17 protein-coding genes are annotated in these 16,418 nt (G+C 49.5%); 3 read left to right on the top strand and 14 right to left on the bottom strand.

Annotated elements, in window-relative coordinates; all coding sequences use genetic code 11:
- Positions 1-21 precede the first annotated feature (21 nt).
- From speG to purM, 3 genes are all read right to left on the bottom strand, one after another.
- Positions 22-579, bottom strand: coding sequence for a spermidine N1-acetyltransferase (gene speG / locus ACMV5H_RS09275; protein WP_037376386.1), 558 nt, complete (start codon positions 577-579; stop codon positions 22-24).
- A gap of 112 nt (positions 580-691) precedes the next feature.
- A complete protein-coding gene (gene purN / locus ACMV5H_RS09270; RefSeq protein WP_071683864.1) occupies positions 692-1,330 on the bottom strand; it encodes a phosphoribosylglycinamide formyltransferase in 639 nt (212 codons plus the stop codon).
- Positions 1,330-2,367, bottom strand: coding sequence for a phosphoribosylformylglycinamidine cyclo-ligase (purM, locus tag ACMV5H_RS09265; RefSeq protein ID WP_414821729.1), 1,038 nt, complete (start codon positions 2,365-2,367; stop codon positions 1,330-1,332). Before purM ends, purN begins: the two co-directional genes overlap by 1 nt.
- A 255-nt stretch (positions 2,368-2,622) precedes the next feature.
- Here purM and upp point away from each other — a divergent pair, with 255 nt between their 5' ends.
- A complete protein-coding gene (gene upp, locus ACMV5H_RS09260; protein WP_024484908.1) occupies positions 2,623-3,249 on the top strand; it encodes a uracil phosphoribosyltransferase in 627 nt (208 codons plus the stop codon).
- A 120-nt stretch (positions 3,250-3,369) separates the two neighbouring features.
- Positions 3,370-4,659, top strand: coding sequence for a uracil permease (gene uraA / locus ACMV5H_RS09255; protein WP_115159532.1), 1,290 nt, complete (start codon positions 3,370-3,372; stop codon positions 4,657-4,659).
- A gap of 213 nt (positions 4,660-4,872) precedes the next feature.
- Here the strand turns inward: uraA and ACMV5H_RS09250 are convergent, their stop codons facing one another.
- The 10 genes from ACMV5H_RS09250 to ACMV5H_RS09205 all read right to left on the bottom strand — a co-directional run bounded on the left by ACMV5H_RS09250 (position 4,873) and on the right by ACMV5H_RS09205 (position 15,032).
- Entirely contained in the window at positions 4,873-5,373 is a 501-nt protein-coding gene (locus ACMV5H_RS09250; protein ID WP_179251993.1) for a hypothetical protein, read from the bottom strand.
- On the bottom strand, positions 5,363-6,157 hold the full coding sequence (locus ACMV5H_RS09245; protein WP_115159530.1) for a winged helix-turn-helix domain-containing protein: 795 nt from the start codon (positions 6,155-6,157) through the stop codon (positions 5,363-5,365). Before ACMV5H_RS09245 ends, ACMV5H_RS09250 begins: the two co-directional genes overlap by 11 nt.
- Before the next feature lie 203 nt (positions 6,158-6,360).
- Positions 6,361-7,071, bottom strand: a complete 711-nt coding sequence (locus tag ACMV5H_RS09240; protein WP_181817542.1) for a winged helix-turn-helix domain-containing protein — start codon at positions 7,069-7,071, stop codon at positions 6,361-6,363.
- A gap of 243 nt (positions 7,072-7,314) precedes the next feature.
- Positions 7,315-8,466 (bottom strand): fimbrial protein, encoded by a 1,152-nt coding sequence (locus tag ACMV5H_RS09235; protein WP_115159528.1) that lies wholly within the window; start codon positions 8,464-8,466, stop codon positions 7,315-7,317.
- Positions 8,467-8,468: 2 nt separating this feature from the next.
- Positions 8,469-11,027: a fimbria/pilus outer membrane usher protein gene (locus ACMV5H_RS09230; protein WP_223500203.1), complete on the bottom strand. Its 2,559-nt coding sequence runs from the start codon at positions 11,025-11,027 to the stop codon at positions 8,469-8,471.
- A 47-nt stretch (positions 11,028-11,074) separates the two neighbouring features.
- On the bottom strand, positions 11,075-11,803 hold the full coding sequence (locus ACMV5H_RS09225; protein ID WP_094982751.1) for a molecular chaperone: 729 nt from the start codon (positions 11,801-11,803) through the stop codon (positions 11,075-11,077).
- A gap of 58 nt (positions 11,804-11,861) precedes the next feature.
- Positions 11,862-12,422: a fimbrial protein gene (locus tag ACMV5H_RS09220; protein ID WP_115159526.1), complete on the bottom strand. Its 561-nt coding sequence runs from the start codon at positions 12,420-12,422 to the stop codon at positions 11,862-11,864.
- 212 nt (positions 12,423-12,634) lie between these two features.
- Entirely contained in the window at positions 12,635-13,201 is a 567-nt protein-coding gene (locus ACMV5H_RS09215; protein ID WP_094982750.1) for a helix-turn-helix transcriptional regulator, read from the bottom strand.
- Positions 13,202-13,332: 131 nt separating this feature from the next.
- Positions 13,333-13,713, bottom strand: a complete 381-nt coding sequence (locus ACMV5H_RS09210) for a winged helix-turn-helix domain-containing protein (RefSeq protein WP_094982749.1) — start codon at positions 13,711-13,713, stop codon at positions 13,333-13,335.
- Positions 13,714-14,534: 821 nt separating this feature from the next.
- Positions 14,535-15,032 (bottom strand): hypothetical protein, encoded by a 498-nt coding sequence (locus ACMV5H_RS09205; protein WP_021807118.1) that lies wholly within the window; start codon positions 15,030-15,032, stop codon positions 14,535-14,537.
- A 172-nt stretch (positions 15,033-15,204) separates the two neighbouring features.
- Here ACMV5H_RS09205 and hda point away from each other — a divergent pair, with 172 nt between their 5' ends.
- The gene (gene hda / locus ACMV5H_RS09200; protein WP_024484905.1) at positions 15,205-15,906 is read left to right on the top strand and encodes a DnaA inactivator Hda; all 702 of its coding nucleotides are present in this window, start codon (positions 15,205-15,207) and stop codon (positions 15,904-15,906) included.
- Positions 15,907-16,056: 150 nt separating this feature from the next.
- Here the strand turns inward: hda and arsC are convergent, their stop codons facing one another.
- Positions 16,057-16,410 carry an arsenate reductase (glutaredoxin) gene (gene arsC, locus ACMV5H_RS09195; protein WP_021807116.1) on the bottom strand — a complete coding sequence of 118 codons (354 nt, stop codon included), beginning with the start codon at positions 16,408-16,410 and terminating at the stop codon, positions 16,057-16,059.
- Positions 16,411-16,418 lie beyond the last annotated feature (8 nt).

Below are 16,418 nucleotides of genomic sequence, written 5' to 3'. Positions count from 1 at the left end.
GAATATCTCCCCGGTTTGCTGTTATTTAACCAATGGCCTATCGCCAGGCTGGGCAGTCTTGAACTTCGCCAAATACTGCGGCTGGAAGATGCACATACGCAGCACGGTGCGGTATGCGCCGCTAACGAAGAATTCGTCAATCAGTTCGCCTTCCACCTCAAAGCCCAGCTTGCTGTAAATATGGATCGCCTTCGGGTTTTCTTTATCGACGATCAAATACAGCTTATACAGGTTAAGTACCGAGAAGCCGTAGTCCATCGCCAGTTTGGCGGCGGTGCTGGCGTAGCCTTTGCCCTGATGCGCCGGATCGATGATGATCTGGAATTCGGCGCGGCGGTGAATATGGTCGATCTCTACCAGTTCCACCAGCCCGACCTTGGCCCCTTCATGCTCGATGATAAAACGCCGTTCGCTCTGGTCGTGAATGTGTTTATCGTACAGATCGGAAAGCTCGACAAAGGCTTCATAGGGTTCTTCGAACCAGTAGCGCATGACGCTGGCGTTGTTATCCATCTGGTGAACAAACGCCAGATCTTCCCGCTCCAGCGGGCGTAGCCTGACGTTGGTGGTGCTCGACATACATTCTCCTCGGTATTATTAATCTGGCAAAAGTATAACCTCAGGAGCTGATTGAAGGCGAAAAAAAACGGCACCGTGAAAGGCACCGTTTAGCTTGCGGTTAAATTGCGGGTCAGTCGGCGGCATAGCCTTGTGCTGGCAGGCGTTCACCATCCAGCCAGGCAGCGTTGTCGCGCATTGCCAGCCGCCCTTCGATAAACCAGCTCACCACCAGAGGGTATATGGTGTGTTCCTGGGTCTGCACCCGCTCAATGACCTCATCTTCCTCGTCACCGGGGAAGATGGGTACCTTGGCTTGCAGGATCACCGGGCCACCGTCGAGCTGCTCCGTGACGAAATGCACCGAAGTGCCATGTTCGGCGTCGCCGTTGTCGATAGCCTGGCGATGGGTATGCAACCCGGGGTATTTCGGCAGCAGGGAAGGGTGGATATTCAGCATGCGCCCGGCATAGCGCTGCACAAACGCGTTGCTGAGAATGCGCATATAACCGGCCAGCACCACCAGATCGGGTTGGTATTGGTCGATAGCTTGCGCCAGCGCGGCGTCAAAGGCTTCGCGATCGGCAAAGGCTTTGGCATCCAGCGCTTGAGCGGCAATGCCTGCCTCTTCTGCACGCTGCAGGCCATAAGCCTGTGCGTTGTTGCTGAGTACCGCCACGATAGTGGCGGCGATCCGGCCCTGTTGGCAGGCGTCGATCAGTGCTTGGAGATTACTCCCCTGGCCGGAGACCAACACCACAATCTTTTTCATCACTGGATGACCACTTGTTGTTCGTCAGAAGAAGCGGTCAGTTTACCAATCTGCCAGGCTTTTTCACCCGCGGCGGTCAATATGGCGATGGCTTTTTCTACCGACTCCTGTGGCAGCGCGATCACCATACCGACACCGCAGTTAAAGGTACGGTACATTTCATGGCGGCTCACGTTGCCCGCCTGCTGCAACCAACTAAACACGGCAGGCCACTGCCAGCTCGATTCGTCGATCACCGCCTGCATCCCTTCTGGCAGCACGCGTGGGATGTTTTCCCAGAAACCGCCACCGGTCAGGTGAGCAATCGCATGTACTTCCACTTTCTCGATCAATTCCAGTATCGATTTGACGTAAATCTTGGTCGGCTCGAGCAGATGATCTGCCAGCGGTTTGCCTGCCAGGTCGGTAGTAGTGGGATCGGTCTTGCTCACTTCCAGGATCTTGCGCACCAGCGAATAACCGTTGGAGTGCGGGCCTGAAGCGCCCAGTGCGATCAGTGCATCGCCAGATTGCACTTTGCTGCCGTCGATGATTTCGGATTTTTCAACCACGCCCACGCAGAAACCGGCGACGTCATAGTCTTCACCGTGGTACATGCCGGGCATTTCGGCGGTCTCACCACCCACTAACGCACAGCCGGATTGTTTACAGCCTTCGGCAATCCCGGTGATCACGCTGGCGGCAGTATCCACATCCAGCTTGCCGGTGGCGAAGTAATCGAGGAAGAACAGCGGCTCAGCGCCCTGAACCACCAGATCGTTAACACACATCGCCACCAGATCGATACCGATGGTGTCGTGGCGTTTTAAATCCATTGCCAGACGCAGCTTGGTGCCCACGCCGTCGGTGCCGGAAACCAGTATCGGCTCGCGGTATTTCTGCGGCAACGCGCACAGGGCGCCAAAACCGCCCAGCCCACCCATGACTTCCGGGCGGCGGGTCTGTTTCACTACACCTTTGATGCGGTCTACCAATGCGTTGCCAGCATCGATATCGACACCTGCGTCTTTATAGCTGAGAGAGGTTTTGTCGGTCACTGCGCGATCCCCACGACGGTTTGCGGTTTGAGAACGGTGCTTCCGGCGGTGATGCCGGAACCAGGCGCGGCAATTCTAACAGCGCAAGCAAACGTTTGCGAGAACCATGTGAGCCCGCTCGAACTTTTCGTCTTCTATACTGTTGATCACTCTTTTGTTGATCTCGATCCGGCTATTGGTAGTGGCGTCGGGAGCAAAAGGCGGTATAATCCGGCGATTTTTTTGGCCGTCAACCACCTTAATAGGAGAAAAATGATGAAGATCGTTGAGGTGAAACACCCGCTGGTTAAGCACAAGCTTGGTCTGATGCGCGAACACGATATCAGCACCAAACGCTTCCGTGAGCTGGCTTCTGAAGTGGGTAGTTTGCTGACCTATGAAGCGACCGCCGATCTGGTAACCGAGAAAGTTACCATCGAAGGCTGGTGTGGGCCGGTTGAAGTTGAGCAGATTAAAGGGAAAAAAATTACCGTAGTGCCAATCCTGCGTGCCGGTCTGGGCATGATGGAAGGGGTGCTGGAGCACGTTCCGAGTGCTCGTATCAGCGTGGTTGGGGTTTATCGTGATGAAGAAACCCTGGAGCCGGTCCCTTATTTCCAGAAACTGGTTTCCAACATTGACGAGCGCATGGCGCTGGTGGTTGACCCAATGCTGGCTACCGGTGGTTCGATGATCGCCACTATCGACCTGCTGAAGAAAGCCGGTTGCAGCAGCATCAAGGTGTTGGTGCTGGTCGCCGCTCCTGAAGGGATCGCCGCGCTGGAGAAAGCGCATCCAGATGTTGAGCTGTATACCGCGTCGATCGATCAATGTCTGAATGACAAAGGGTACATCGTGCCTGGCCTGGGTGATGCAGGCGATAAGATATTTGGTACCAAATAATAAATAAGCCGACCTGAGAGTCGGCTTTTTAATGCCCTTTGGATTGCTAACACTGGCAATCCATTGGGTATTAATCACCAAGCTAACACAACTGATACTAACTCAGAGGAAAAACACCCCATGACCCGTCGCGCCATCGGCGTTAGTGAACGCCCGCCGTTGTTCCAGACCATCCCACTCAGCTTCCAGCATTTGTTTGCCATGTTCGGGGCCACCGTGCTGGTGCCGATCCTGTTCAAGATCAACCCGGCGACGGTGCTGTTGTTCAACGGCGTGGGGACATTGCTGTATCTGTTTATCTGTAAAGGCAAGATACCTGCCTATCTGGGGTCCAGCTTTGCGTTTATTTCACCGGTGTTGCTGCTGTTGCCGCTGGGGTATGAGGTTGCACTGGGTGGTTTTATCATGTGTGGCGTGCTGTTCTGCCTGGTGGCGCTGATCGTCAAGAAGGCCGGAACCGGCTGGCTGGACGTGATGTTCCCGCCTGCGGCGATGGGCGCAATCGTTGCCGTCATCGGTTTGGAACTGGCGGGCGTGGCGGCCAATATGGCCGGGCTATTACCGGCGGAAGGCACCTCCGCAGATAGCACAACCATCACGATTTCACTGGTGACGCTGGGTGTTACCGTATTGGGCTCGGTGCTGTTCCGCGGCTTCCTGGCGATTATCCCGATACTGATCGGGGTGTTGGTAGGCTATGCACTGTCGTTCTTTATGGGGGTGGTAGATCTGACACCAATCCGTGATGCGCACTGGTTTGCCCTGCCGACCTTCTACACGCCACGCTTTGAGTGGTTTGCTATCTTCACCATTCTGCCTGCGGCTTTGGTGGTGATTGCCGAGCACGTTGGTCACCTGGTCGTCACGGCGAACATCGTCAAGAAAGACCTGTTGCGCGATCCGGGCCTGCACCGCTCAATGTTTGCCAACGGGATTTCTACCGTGATCTCCGGCTTCTTCGGCTCTACTCCTAACACCACCTATGGTGAGAACATCGGTGTCATGGCCATCACCAAGGTTTATAGCACCTGGGTGATCGGCGGCGCGGCTATTCTGGCCATTCTACTTTCCTGCGTAGGCAAGCTGGCGGCGGCGATCCAGGTGGTACCGGTGCCGGTAATGGGCGGTGTTTCCCTGTTGCTGTATGGTGTAATTGGCGCTTCGGGTATCCGCGTATTGATCGAATCCAAGGTGGATTACAACAAGGCGCAGAACCTGATCCTGACTTCGGTGATCCTGATTATTGGCGTTAGCGGCGCGAAAGTGCATATCGGTGCAGCGGAGCTGAAAGGTATGGCGCTGGCGACCATCGTTGGCGTCGGCCTGAGCCTGCTGTTCAAACTGATCAGCCTGTACCGCAAGGAAGAAGAAGTGATCGATGTGCCAGAAGAGCGACTGGACCCAAAATAATCGGCAAAGCTCTATTAGCTTGCTGGTAGAGTGGGCCTGATGGTGATTGTGCCAATATTACCCACCTTCATGGTGGGAATATTGGCTTTATGGCCAGGGAATGTCTCTTTAGTGCTTCTAGGTCCACTATAGCCTGCTTGCCGTGTCTTGATAGCAGGCTATTGGCACGGATAATTGGGCAACAGGATAGTACATCTGCCAACGGTTGCCCGGTTATAACCGATTACAATAAAAGACCGGAATGTCGGTTTCATAGATAAAGTACCCTTGCTTTCCTGCTGGGCGTATGGTGTAGCCTGACAAACTGTTTATTTTAGAAAAAACATCGGGTACAAGGCGTTTTTCGACATTTTCAGGGATGGTATCTCGGGCATATTTATTGATATAGAGGGTTTTAAAAAAATACAAGCCATTATCGTCAACTTGGTAGCTGACAATGATATCACGCCTGATAAAGTACGTGTTCTTCCCATCATAAAAGTTTGCAGTTATTGAGAATTTACCTCTGCCATCATCTTTGTCGCTGTCGCCTTTTAAATTTATTATAATGTTATAGTTGGCAACCACTTCAGGTTTTGGTACGTAAAATTTAAAGTAAAGCTTAGACTCACAAGAGATAGTTTCTGTTTTGTTTTCTAAATAAAAAAAGTAATACGCTACGGCCAGCATGGCACATAATAACATTACTAATGGAATTATGACTTTAGTTTTCATAGCCAGTCCAATGATATGATTTACAATTACTTCTAGCATCACCATCAATGCGGTTATCACATAAGAAAATTGACTCTCGTTTAATTGCAGGGTTTCCAAAGTAATACAAAGACGGGTTCCCTACGTTATTGCACTCTATGTTGTGATTGTCGATTCTTGATTTTATATATAAGAGAGTGAATTTACCATCTTCCCCATAAATATCACAATGATGATACTTTCCTATTAGTGTGTAATCTACTTCTAAAGGTTTTTTGGCGTTGTAAATATAAATTGATGAGCCAATGATGAGGGTGAAAACCATCACTAAATAATAGATGCTGCGTTTTTTTAGAAAACCAGAGCTTTTCTTGGTTAACTCATTGATTGGTAATGTCGGTTGTTCTTCCACCTGTTGGTATTGCTCTTGATGATCTTCTTGTTTTACATATTCTACTTCATCCTGAAATGGCTCAATAGTAAATTCTTGCGGGATATTGAACCCGGAGCGCGGAGTCGTTTTAATAATATTTTTATCTAATCCGAGTGAGCAAAGGTTTTTTCTCAGGATATAGATATGTTGATATAGGGTATTAGTGCCTACAATGACACCTTTCTGTCCCCAAATGTCATCGATAAGCTCATCTGGAGAGACAATTTGATGATCTGCATCAATGAGTTTCTGTAAACATTTAGCCGCAGGGTTAGAAAGCTTAACTTTTACTTCTGGCTCATTAAGGTTGAAAACTTCCCCGTCAGTAATATTGTAAACTATCTTTTTATCTATCAAGTAGTAACCAACCATCTCAATCCTCTGAGCAATGAATGCCACCCGTAATAATAGGATTATTCTCAGTGCATGTAAAGTCTTATCCGGATTTAATTTAACAACTATATAGTGGCTAAGCGTAAACCGACAACGTAGGATCGCCAGATACCAGTGCCTTGCTTTAGTAGAAAGTGCCGGAGGAGGGGGCCCTTACTCCGGCTCCGCATATTGCCTGCGTATCAGATGCGGGTGCAGTACAATAGTGTGGTATCGGCCTGGCCTACCAGATAGCCTTGTTTGCCAACCAGGCATATTGTGTCATCCGCCAAATCCTTCACTATATGTTTGCTTGGGCTTTGACAAGCGGGCTCTCTGTTATGCGCTTTTGAATTGATATAGCTCCAGGATAAATTATCAGAGGAGCTATAGAGGGGACAGTTTCCATTTTGATACGAAAGCGAGACATTATTTAACGGTTGGCGATCGCTATTAACCAACAAAATGATTAGGCTAATAATAAACGGAATGAAATAAAATAGCTTATGCCACCCGGATGAACTCTCAACCAGGGTCGGGATGCTAGCATTTTCTGCGCATCGCAATTCATCCTCCATCCGCTCAATAGTAAAGTTTGTGGATATATTAAATCCGAGCTGCGGCGTGGTTTTAATAATATCTCTATCTATGCCTAAAGCCCCAAAGTTTTTTCTTAACATATAAATATGTTGGTAAAGCGTATTCGGGCCGACAACCATTCCTTTTTGACCCCATATATCCTTAACAAGAGCATCTTGTGATATGATCTGATGCTTGGCATCAATCAGGATCCGTAGGCACTCTGCGCCAGGTTTTGACAGTTTTATTTTTAAATCCGGCTTACTCAGCTTAAAAATGACACCTTCTACGCTATTATAAACTATAGTTTTATTAATTAGGTAATCATTGCTCATTTCAAGCTCCTTCATGTTAAGAATAGTCTGAAGGCGGTGAGTCTAGCATATAGAATATGCTAGACCACAGAAAGGATTACAGGGATATAAGTATCATAATCAGAAAGCAAGAGAGATAAGGGCTGAAGGTGTGTTTGCTGGCCGTCTTTTGTTTGTTAGGTTCAGAAAAATGCCGCCATGGTTGGCGGCATTGAAGGGGGATAATTATCATTCTTATTGCGTATGATACCATTGACTAGTTTGCTAATAATAATTGATGGTGAATACAACCTTGCTGTCTGCTTTACCGGGTGTCACTTTGTTTTCTGTCTTGATATACCTGGCTACCAATGGAATAGTCAGGCTGGTACTGGCACTATTGCTAACGGCGATCCGCTGCTCATTGCCGAGATTGAACAGGGTATTGCTAGCCTTGTTACCCGAAGCCAGCTGGATACCAACGCCGTTTGCCGTGTTGTTTGATGGCTCTAACTTGACGATGCCGTTGGCGGCGTTGATATTACCATATAATGCAGATAGCTTAAGTCCAATGGCATTACCGGTATATTTTAACCCGGAAATCGCGCCGGTTAAGTGCACCGTGTTAAAGGCATTATCGATATAACCATAGAACCTTGGGCAGTTGGTCATCTTGATTGAGGCATCACGCCATTCGCTTGAACCTTGTGCCATCATGTCAAAAATATCCCATGAGCCGAGATCGACAGTATAATCTGGTACGCTACAGGTTTGAGATATTACTTTTAAGCTACCACTAAATTTGACCGTATAGGGTTTCCATGTGAAAACCACGGCACTACCATTGGCTACGGTGTAATCATTACGAATAGTGACAGTAGGTAAGGAACTGCCGTTCACGCTGCCTGGGGTGATATTGCCGGTTTTTATCAATATCATCGTGATAGTTGTCCATACCTGTACATCAGGAATACTAGCCCTGGTATCACTGTACCACTGAAAGGCTGTGGCATTAACGCCGGTATTGCCCCTTGCGATAACCACGCCAATGCCAGGAATATTCGTGTTGTATATCTTTCCTGAGAAAGTCCCCCCCTGCCAACTGGACAGCGACTGCGGCATGTTGGTGAGATAAATATATTGCCTGTCCGTATAGGGGCCGCTACCATCACACTTGCCATGGGGTGCCTTGGCATAATCCTTGGTTGATGTGATATTTTGCCGATAGATGATTGAACCGACAGGCAGTTCATTACCCACGGTGATATTTCCTCCCTGTAATGGGAAGGCATCGGTTCTAACCGGTACATCGATCTTGCAGGTTAGCGCTAAACCAGCCGAACTGTAGGCAACCAGAACGACCAATAAGGCGTGCAAGCTAGAGTTAGTTAAGGTCGATCGAATGCTTTCAAGCCACCCGTTAGTAAACCTGTTCATTGTTAATCCTCCCGGCAGATTGAATCAAAGCGGATAATGTTTTTAATGGTCGAGCCTGGTTGCTTAGGCGGTAAAATATAATTCAGCTGGCAGTATTGACCCGGTTGGCTACCCCACTTGACCGTAAGCTGGTCCCGTTGCTTTTCTACCCGCGCGTAGATTTGCCCCATCTGACCAACGCTGCCGATGTTGTTTTTCACACTGTCGAACACTTCGGCCCCAAACGGCACCGCTTCGCCATTAGCGCGTTGTGCCATGATCAACAGCGGTGTCCCTTGCTGGGTTTTAAACGTCACCTTGCTCACCGCACCTGCATGTGGGGCAACTTTGTCACTGGTATTTTCCAACTCGACCTCGTACGGCATGCCTTTTGGATCGATGGTGATTTCATTCATCTCATACGGGTTCAGATAAGGGACGGCGGCGTGTCCCCATGGATCGATGCGCACACCGGAATAGCCGCCGACCTTGGCGCCCGTCGCCCCCTTGGCTTCAACCACGGCGAAGGTATCGCCGGTATAAGGGGTCATGACAACACCTTGCGGCCAGGCGATCATCGTGCCACTCAGCCCAGCCGACGCATTCTGGTAATGTCTGCCCGCGCCGTAAGTGGCGGTCATATGGGTATAAGCTGAGCGGTAACCGCCGTTGAGCGCCATGCTGCTGCCCCCACCCTGGTTATAATGCATCGCGCTGGCACCGTAGTTGTATTGGTAGTCCTCCCCGGCACTGCCGGAAATTCCGACTTGTTGGCCACTTTGCCCCGTGGTGCTGTGATTCAGACTGGCACTCAGCGATGGTAGATTGGCATTTTCTTTACGCCCTAATGGCATACTGAGGTTAAGCAGCCAGTTGGTTTCCATCCCGCCCCGCATGCCGCGAACGCGCCCGGCGCTCAGGCTGTAGCTGATATCGCGATACTCGTTGCTGTAGCCCAGTTGATATTGAAGATCGGTATTGCCTTGATTCCAGTAATCCTGGGTATAACCGGTGACATACATTTGCCCCCAACCGGCTGGCAGCCCCTGATTCATGGTGATATTAAAGCGGTTACGTGGCCGCCAGATATTGTCGGCCGACTGGCCGCGCTGCTCGGCATCGATCGCCCTCATGGCGGTCATATAGTCGTAATAGCCGGAGGTTGAATAGCGATAGGCGGCGATGGTCAGGTTGCTGTTGGTTGCCGGCAAGAACTTGCTGTAGCTCAACTGGAAGCTCTGCCCGCTGTTCATCCGCTCTTTGGTGCTATTCAGATGGACTCGAGCCTGGCTGATATCGGCGGAGAACGCGCCAATGGAGGTGCTCAATGCTGCCCCCAATTGCAGCGCATAGTAATCATTACTTGCCTGCAGGCCGCCGTAGCCGGTCAGGGTATTGGTCAACCCGCGCTGGTAAGTGGCCTGGACTAGAGTGGGGTTTGTGGACAGCGAGATATCATTGAGCTTACCCGCTACCACATCGTAGTGGTGGGTTCCTGGGCGTAACAACTGGGCGACTGATGCATAAGGAACCTGGAAGTTCTGCACACTGCCGTCTGCTTCCTTCACCGTTACGTCCAGATTGCCGCCAAAGCCGGTCGGGTACAGGTCGTCAATCACAAAGGCCCCCGGCGATACCGTGGTCTCATAAATAACCAGACTATTCTGGCGCACGGTTACCCGCGCATTGGTCCGTGCGATCCCACGGATATTGGGGGCATATCCGCGCAGGGAAGGGGCCAGCATGCGGTCGTCGTTGACTAGTTCAACCCCTCTGAATGGCAGAGTATCAAACACCTGTCCTTTGGTGCTGGTTTCCCCTAGTCGCACGCGACCCAAGATCGCCGGAATATCGCGTTCGACATAGTTGTTAATCGACTGGTATTGCCCGCCGATCCTCTGCTGCCAGTTATAATTCCCGTCGTGGCGGAAATACCAAGCGCCGATATTGATGCCTGCATTTATCCCGGTGTAGACCGAGTTACTGGTTTCTCCACGTGAGTGCGTGGTATAGACGTTGGTGTTGTATCCTAACAGCAGCGCAGGGATGCCCTTATCCCACAGCTCCGGGCTGACATAGCCGCGCGCGATATTTTGCATCATTGCTTGCGGGATGCTGATATCCAGGCGCTGTAATCCTGAGTCGAACGCCACCTGAGCCTGTGGGATCAGGTGGGTGAGTGGATAGCAACTTTGTTCATTGCGTAGTGCCTCGGTAAAAGAGGTTGGCAGTTGGCTGTAGTTAAAGTTGATTTTTTTCAGGATGGCTGGTGACAAGCAAGGTAAGACTTGCTTATCCGCCTGCTCGACAAACAACACCTTTTCGTGTGTCGCCAATTCGCCGTTAACAAAGATATCGGCCGGGTAGGTGCCTGGTGAAGCGGCCGCGCCGTGTTCAAAACGGGATAAATCAACCGCCTCTGCCTCAGACGAGCTTAGAAATATCGGGTCGAAACGCACGCTAGTTCCCGTAGGAGCATCGTTGCGCAAAATCGCTGGCGTATCTTCTGTGGCATGGGCCGCAGGCATGACGGCCAACATTACCATGGTAGCCAATAGAGAATAATGGAATGGATGACGCATAGTAGATAAACAACCCTGTTTATATTTATCCCAAATAAAACGACGGATTAAAGAACAGCCTTCACTGTTTTAACCGCCCCCCAGTCGTTAACGTATTCGTAGGAGATTGCAGTTCCCGCAGGTAAAGTGCGAGCGTCTTTCAGTGTGAAATGTTGAACGCCGCCAGGAGGAACCATCTCGCCTTCCGTAGAGAACGTATTTCCCCCTTGATGCACGACCACCGAGACTAACGAAACGTAATAGGCCGAGGAGTTGGCTGCCTGAAGTTTTCCGTTGCTAAATGACCAAACCAATTTTTCGGCCGCGTCGGCCGCTTTGGTGTTATCGGCAATGGCAGCCGGACGATAGAAGATTTTTATCCGGGTACGGAAGGCGACCTGCAGGCGATTGGGCGCGATATTTTCCTTCACTGGTGGAATTTCCAATACGTTCAGCCAATACACGGATTCTTTATTTTCAGGCAGCGCAGGAGATGCGGTATAACTCAGGCGCAGCGTCTGGCTTTTATTGGGATCGATGCGGTTAATGGGCGGCGTCAGAATAAAGGGTACGCGGATTTTTTCCGGTTTGGCATCGGAGTCGCCGGTATCAATCCAGCTTTGTACCAACATAGGTGCCTGTCCGACATTCGATAATTTAACGGTCACTTCCTTGTCATTCCCTGGATAAACCACGCGGGTCCCATTGACCACAATACTGGCCGAGCCAGGCAGCGGGGAAATCAGAAGAAAGCATAAGGCGGCCCAGAGTGTTAACGGGAATGATTTGCTGAACATAAATGCACTATCCTTGAACAATGAACAGGGAGGTTACCCTCCCTGATAAATCAAAACATTATTTGTATTGCAGGTTATAAACTACGCTACTGGTCACGGTACCCGGCGTGGTTTGGCCATTGGCATAATATTCAACGGCGTAAGGCAACAGCGCGGTACCCTTGGCCTGATCGATATCGATATAAGTCATATCGTTGACCTGGTTGGTGCTACCGATGTCGATGACTTTATAGTTGCCAGACACGTCCAGTAATTGCAGATCAACCTTGGTGGCGCTACCGCCAACGTTTTTCAGGCGCCCAGTGCCCAGGTCTACCGTATTGCCCGGCTGGAAGAACGCCGAAACCTTGGAATGGCCACCTGCAGTGCCGATCAAACATTTGGAGATGTTCATCTTGAAAGAGGCACGGCCGGTGGTGTCACCAGCGCTGGTCAGTTCGGTTACGCTAACGGTGGGTAGAATGATGGTGGCATCTGCGCCCTGGCCTTCGATGTCCACGTCACAGGTGCTGTCAGTCAGCAGGCCATTAAACGTAATGGTACCGGTTGAGGCAGCCTGTACAGAAGTAGCCAAACCCAGTGCAGCCAGCAGAGAAAGACTAACAATTGTTTTTTTCATCTTTAAAATGTCCTTTATAGATCGAGTATCGTTACCATCATGGTAATACTTGGTGTGTAAGTAGGTTGTAGCGAACAATAAGTGGCTTATTAATTCGTCACGCCTCCTTTTTTAAACGTAAAGCTACGTTCAAACCTGTCGCCCATTAATACGGCTACCTTTAACGAGCGGTTAAATTATCTGACTTGGTTTAAATGACGGATTTACACGCTTCAGTGCAGCCCGAGGATTTTAACCTTCATCATCAATTCCTGATTGCTGAGTACGCCTAGTCGTTTCATTGAATTACGCTTGTGGGTACTAATCGTTTTAACGCTTTTGTGGGTCAACTGCGCCACCCGGTGTGGGCTATGGCCCATCGATAAATGCCGCACCGTTTCCCTCTCCATTTCAGACAAGTTCAACATTGGGGGGCTGTTTATATCAAACCGGCCCATTAAGAACAGCATCGATAATTTTTTTTGTAATTCTTGTTTTAATCTGGTGATGGTTATATCCAGATCGAACAGGCAAATGCTCCAGTCGGTAGGGGTACCTTGTAACAAACGCTGGCAGCGTTCAGAACAAAAAACGATGCTGGGTGTCTTCGGTTTTGGTCGGTTAACAAAAGGCAGCACGTCGGTCAGGCACTTCTGGCTGATTATCCATATGTCGATTTGAGGTATTGCCTGCCCTGGCTCCAAAGGCATGCGTAGCGGAATATCGGCCAAGACGCTTTCTACTCCATATTTAAAAAATGAGTCAACCCCATAAATATTGATTGCTGGCTTATACTTCATTTCTTCCTCAAAGATACAGTTCTGGCAGTGGGTACAATAGGGACCAGGGTTAATATTAACCTGGCTTACTGTTTTTAACTGCAAGTTGATAATCGGACTCTTGGCTGAGTGTATTGCTTGTTAGACCATTTTTAATAGTAAAGCGTTTTTATATCGGCCCTTGAAATACTGACGCCTTTGCTTCTGGATGTAATGATAATCTCTTCTGAAATACCCAATAACGCCAGTTTTGACTTAAGTTCTTTGAGTTCTTGCCACAGGAATTGGTTGGAAGATGAATAGTTCATCTTGCCAATGACCTCGCTTAGCAATTCCTGACGGCTGACATACTTGTCCCCGGCATGCTTGAGTAAATAGGTGAGTATGGCCATCGTCACTTCTTTTAACGAGACGATCGCGCAGGAGAAGTTGGCGCTAGGTTTGTCCGTGCTGAGACGAACTATCCTGTTATGCTTGACATCGATTTGCAGATCCGGCTCAACCCAGAAGCCAAATAGTTTTTTCCTATCCATTTCCTAAAACTCCTGTTATTAGGTAGAGAGCCTATCCGTTGGTAAGACAATTCTATGTTCATACTCATATAAAACAATACGTTTGATATCCTGATCTTAGGGTTTCCACTTTGTAACAAAATGGAGTTTTTGACTAAACAACTTCACTTTATTGGATATAAAAACCGCCAAATAAAGGAGGGCTAAATTTTGTGTTGCAACTGATCATGGTTTTTACCCTAGCATAAAATTTTAAAAATAAATTTAAATTGGTATAAAATGCTTTTTTGTTTTGTAAGTTTAATTTATTCAATTGCTTATGTATAAATCTGCAATTGCGTTGATTCTTATTTTGTGGCCAATAATCTTGGAAGATTTATAGCCGTTTTAATTTCTGACTCATCAAAGAATACTGAACCTGTTCAAGCTGCGATTCCCGTTTGTCAGGCTCATATTACGGAGTATCCAGCGGTATAAAACTCAAAGTTTATCATTCTATCTCAATGAGATGGCCTAACTAACCTATAAGGTATTGGTGTAAAATAATTGTATTTGTAATGTTGTTTTTTTGGTTTTTAGGCGGTTTTTTATTGGGGCATTTAACAGAGGCAGATTGCACCTCATTAACCAGAAAAATCTTAATGAGGTGTTAATCTTCACATTAATGATAACGCTTGGGCCATACGCCAAAAGTGGGTTTGGCCAAGTCTATTTGATGGAAGGTATATCAGACACTTTAACACCGGTTTTGGTAAATAGAGGGGTGGGAAGGCAGGAAAGAAATGACGGGCGGGTAGCCAAGCGGGCGTAGCACATGCCGCGCCCATACAGAGCAACTCTGTTTATTGATTGGCAGGCTGGGCCGGTTGTTCGGTTTTACCGTCGGCTTGTTGAGCCTTATTGTCCATGCTGTTCTTGAGCTGTTCGGTTTTTGCCTTGGCCTGTTGTGCCAGATCGTTAGCTCCGTTAATCGCATCGGCCTTGATGTTTTTGGCCTGATCGATCAGCTGCTGGCTTTGTTTGTCTGCATCCTGTTTGATCGCTGCAGCTTTGGCCTTGGCCTCATCAGTGAGGGCATCTGCCTGCTTGGCAGCGTCATCTTTAATGGCGGAAGCCTGATCCTTCAGCTGTTCCGTCTGGGCCGCTGCAGCCTGCTTGATTTCTTCCGCTTTGGCCTTGGCATCGTCGGTCAGTTGATCCGCTTTCTTTTCCGCCGCATCTTTCATTTGTTCGGCACTGTCTTTGGCCTTATCCAGGTGGGAATCGACCTTGGCATCATCGCAGCCCACCAGCAGTAAACCTACCATTGAGGCCAATAGCACTTTATTCCACGCTTTCACGGTCTAACTCCTTTCGGTGATCGTCAATTTGTACGACTTATCTTAGAACAGCTTTGCCGTATAAGACAAATTTGGCAACTAAATCGCGTTGTTCTCATGGCGGGTTCAACAGCGGTTGCTTTCTGTGGTAGACTCATTGCGTTTTCCTGCCAGTTTTGGTTGAGGTGCTTTTCTGAATACGCCGGCACAGCTTTCATTGCCACTTTATCTACCCGATGATGAAACTTTTGCCAGTTTTTATCCGGGTGAGAACCCATCCTTATTAGCCGCGATCCAATCCGCAGTCCGTCAGGAGCATGGTAGCTACATCTATTTCTGGTCACGCGAAGGCGGGGGACGCAGCCATTTGTTGCATGCGGCCTGTGCCGAACTCTCGCAGCGTGGCGAAGCAGTAGGCTATGTGCCCCTGGATAAGCGGGCCTATTTTGTGCCCGAAGTGCTGGACGGCATGGAACAGCTGGCGTTGGTCTGCATTGATAACATCGAGTGTATTGCCGGTGATGAAGAATGGGAAATGGCGATTTTCAATCTCTATAACCGCATTCTGGAAACTGGCCGCACCCGCCTGTTTATCACTGGCGATCGTCCGCCGCGCCAGCTAAATCTGCATTTGCCGGATCTGGCCTCGCGCCTGGATTGGGGGCAGATCTACAAGCTACAGCCACTGTCGGACGAAGAGAAACTACAGGCGTTGCAGCTGCGCGCCAAACTGCGTGGTTTCGAACTGCCGGAAGACGTGGGCCGTTTCCTGCTCAAGCGCCTGGATCGTGAAATGCGCACGCTGTTTATGACGCTCGATCAGCTGGATCGCGCGTCGATCACGGCACAACGCAAGCTGACCATTCCGTTTGTGAAGGAAATTCTGGGGCTGTAGTGGGTCACTACTCCCCCATTACCCATTTTTAGGTTATTCACCCTTCGTGTAACAGCGCACTGCGGAATGACAGAACATGCGCCTGTGCAGCACTAGCTGCGGCGTCGCTGTCCTGTGCGGCCAACGCGCTGATAAGCGCCCGGCTTGCCGTCACAGGATCTCCAGCACCTGCTCCGGTGGTCTGCCGATGCGGGCTTTGCTGCCTTTGACCACTATTGGGCGTTCGATCAGTTTCGGATTGCTCACCATCGCTTGCAGCAGTTGCTCTTCGCTCAGGGTGTCATCCGCCAGTTTCAGTTCCTTGTAGAGATCTTCTTTCTTGCGCATCAATTCGCGGGCCGAAGTGAAACCGAGTTCTTGCAACAGCTTTTTCAGCTCGGCGACGGAAGGCGGCGTATCCAGATACAGCACCACCTGCGGTTCAACGCCATGCTGTTCCAGCAGTGCCAGCGTCTCACGGCTCTTCGAGCAGCGTGGGTTGTGATAAATAGTGACGTTTTTCATTTTTTCTC

It is taken from the genome of Serratia sp. N21D137, assembly GCF_047530005.1.
Taxonomy (GTDB): Bacteria; Pseudomonadota; Gammaproteobacteria; order Enterobacterales; family Enterobacteriaceae; genus Chania; species Chania fonticola_B.
Note: the sequence above shows the minus strand (reverse complement) of the source record. Positions and strands in the feature narration are given on the sequence as shown.

What these genes read in the sequence shown, in the direction of transcription:
- speG (WP_037376386.1), bottom strand. Translation starts at nt 579, where the DNA reads ATGTCGAGCACCACCAACGTCAGGCTACGCCCGCTGGAGCGGGAAGAT.
- purN (WP_071683864.1), bottom strand. Translation starts at nt 1,330, where the DNA reads ATGAAAAAGATTGTGGTGTTGGTCTCCGGCCAGGGGAGTAATCTCCAA.
- upp (WP_024484908.1), top strand. Translation starts at nt 2,623, where the DNA reads ATGAAGATCGTTGAGGTGAAACACCCGCTGGTTAAGCACAAGCTTGGT.
- uraA (WP_115159532.1), top strand. Translation starts at nt 3,370, where the DNA reads ATGACCCGTCGCGCCATCGGCGTTAGTGAACGCCCGCCGTTGTTCCAG.
- ACMV5H_RS09250 (WP_179251993.1), bottom strand. Translation starts at nt 5,373, where the DNA reads ATGAAAACTAAAGTCATAATTCCATTAGTAATGTTATTATGTGCCATG.
- ACMV5H_RS09245 (WP_115159530.1), bottom strand. Translation starts at nt 6,157, where the DNA reads ATGGTTGGTTACTACTTGATAGATAAAAAGATAGTTTACAATATTACT.
- ACMV5H_RS09240 (WP_181817542.1), bottom strand. Translation starts at nt 7,071, where the DNA reads ATGAGCAATGATTACCTAATTAATAAAACTATAGTTTATAATAGCGTA.
- ACMV5H_RS09235 (WP_115159528.1), bottom strand. Translation starts at nt 8,466, where the DNA reads ATGAACAGGTTTACTAACGGGTGGCTTGAAAGCATTCGATCGACCTTA.
- ACMV5H_RS09230 (WP_223500203.1), bottom strand. Translation starts at nt 11,027, where the DNA reads ATGCGTCATCCATTCCATTATTCTCTATTGGCTACCATGGTAATGTTG.
- ACMV5H_RS09225 (WP_094982751.1), bottom strand. Translation starts at nt 11,803, where the DNA reads ATGTTCAGCAAATCATTCCCGTTAACACTCTGGGCCGCCTTATGCTTT.
- ACMV5H_RS09220 (WP_115159526.1), bottom strand. Translation starts at nt 12,422, where the DNA reads ATGAAAAAAACAATTGTTAGTCTTTCTCTGCTGGCTGCACTGGGTTTG.
- ACMV5H_RS09215 (WP_094982750.1), bottom strand. Translation starts at nt 13,201, where the DNA reads ATGAAGTATAAGCCAGCAATCAATATTTATGGGGTTGACTCATTTTTT.
- ACMV5H_RS09210 (WP_094982749.1), bottom strand. Translation starts at nt 13,713, where the DNA reads ATGGATAGGAAAAAACTATTTGGCTTCTGGGTTGAGCCGGATCTGCAA.
- arsC (WP_021807116.1), bottom strand. Translation starts at nt 16,410, where the DNA reads ATGAAAAACGTCACTATTTATCACAACCCACGCTGCTCGAAGAGCCGT.